The following is a 1,933-nucleotide window of genomic DNA, read 5'->3' as shown; positions in this document are numbered from 1 at the left end:
GTCATGCCTGCGACGAGACCGGCTGCCTGTGCGGCCTGAATCAGGCGCACTTTGTCTGCTGGCAGTGCCCGTGCGACGACGGCGAGCCGAGGAAGCTGCTGCATCAGCTCTTGCTTTGACCAGCTGTGCAGTTGTCTGCTGTCTATCACGAGCGGATGGGCATCAGAGACAATGCCGCAGCGTTTGGCAATGGCGCGAGCGGTGTCGGGATGATCGCCGGTCAGCATGATGGTGCGAATGCCTGCTTGAGATAACTGATGAATTGCCTGCGGAGTCTCGCGGCGCAGCGGATCGCGCAGGACGAGCAAGGCGGTCAAAATCATGCCGTGCGGCAGCTGGGTATCCGATACGGTTTGGTCGGTGACTGCCATGGCGAGCAGCCGTCCGCCGGATGCGGATTGTTCACGCATGATTTGGGATAACCTGTGTGAAGGATATGCATGTACCGTTCCGTCCGGTGCGAGATATTGGGTACAGCAGGGAAGAAGCAGTTCCGGCGCACCGCGCACCAGCGTTCGCATTTGTGTGGTCAGACGGACTGCGGCATATTTTCGGTTGGAGTAAAAGGGAATGCGCTGGCTGAGTGCCTGTGTTTGTCCGGTATCAAACGGCGCAATCGCGTGTAATAAGGCGCGGTCTGTCGCATTGCCGCCTGCGATTCCGTTGGCGGACAGCGTGCCGCCGGTATTATAGCGACAATCGGCATAAATCTGTTGAAACAGCACCGGCGCACTGCGATGCAGCACCTGCATTCCGTCAAATCGCGTGCCATCGCCGGAAAAAATCGCCTCTGCGGTCATCTGTCCGCATGTCAGCGTACCTGTTTTGTCGGTAAATAAGAGATTCATGCTTCCGGCGGTCTCAATGCCGGTTAATCGCCGAACCAACACATGATCGCGCATCATGCGCAGCATGTTTGACGACAAAACAACGGTAATCATCATCGGCAGACCTTCCGGCACGGCGACAACGAGCACTGTCACTGCCAGAGTGACCGCGTGCAGGATGTGCTGCAACACAGAGGTGAACCCTTGCTGGATACCGTTTTGTATCACCAAACACAAAAACAAATCGGACGCCGCGACGAGAATCGCTGCCGCCATGCCCAGCTTGCTGATGCTGCCTGCAAGAGCATCCAGACGAACATGCAGCGGGCTTTCACGCGTGTCTTCCTGCAATTGTCCCGCCATGCTGCCGTATATTGTTTTGCTGCCGACGGCGGTGACTTCCAAAATGCCTTCGCCGGAAGTGACGACACTGCCGCGCAGCAATTCTGCATCTGCTGTTTTGCGCATGTCATGACTTTCACCGGTCAAGGCGGATTGATTGACTTCTAATCTGCCTTCGCGCAGGATGCCGTCAGCGGGAACGCTTTCTCCCGCTTGCAGTAGAATTAAATCGCCGCACACGACATCCTCTGAGGGAATGACAAACACACTGCCGCCATCTCGTCGGACGCGGCAGGTCACTTTAGCGGCTTCTGCCTGCATTCGACGAAACGCCGCATCACTGCCATATTCAGATAGGGCAGAGACAAAGGTTGCCAGAAACACGGCGGCGGCAATGCCTGCGGTTTCAAACCACGGCGCACCGCGCAGCATGAATAACAGATTGATGCACAGCGCAATGAGCAGAATGCGAATGATCGGGTCGGAAAAACCAGATAAAAACCGAGAAAATAGACTGCTTCCGCTGGATTCGGATAGACGATTGGAACCGTGCTGCTGTCTCGACAGCTGCACCTCGCCGCTGCTCAGCCCACCGCTTCCGGTCATAGACATCCCTCCCTTTCTCCCAGTGTATGAGATGGGAGAGGGGAGTATGACAGGGGAGAATACAAATCACATTCTTGACAACGGCATAAAATCCGGTATAATAAAAATAGAAAAGAGCATTGCTGATAAGCGGTTTTGCTCAAGATTTTGGCTTAATT

Annotated in this window: 1 protein-coding gene; it reads right to left on the bottom strand. The window is 55.3% G+C overall.

Translation table 11 applies throughout. From position 1 onward, the window contains the following. The coding region (locus ACR0P9_RS11765) for an HAD-IC family P-type ATPase (protein ID WP_432620373.1) at positions 1-1,775 on the bottom strand (1,775 nt) is incomplete at its 3' end. Between the last annotated feature and the right edge of the window lie 158 nt (positions 1,776-1,933).

Source organism: Butyricicoccus sp. (assembly GCF_050872565.1).
GTDB lineage: Bacteria > Bacillota > Clostridia > Oscillospirales > Butyricicoccaceae > Butyricicoccus_A.
This window is presented reverse-complemented; position numbering and strand designations above follow the sequence as displayed.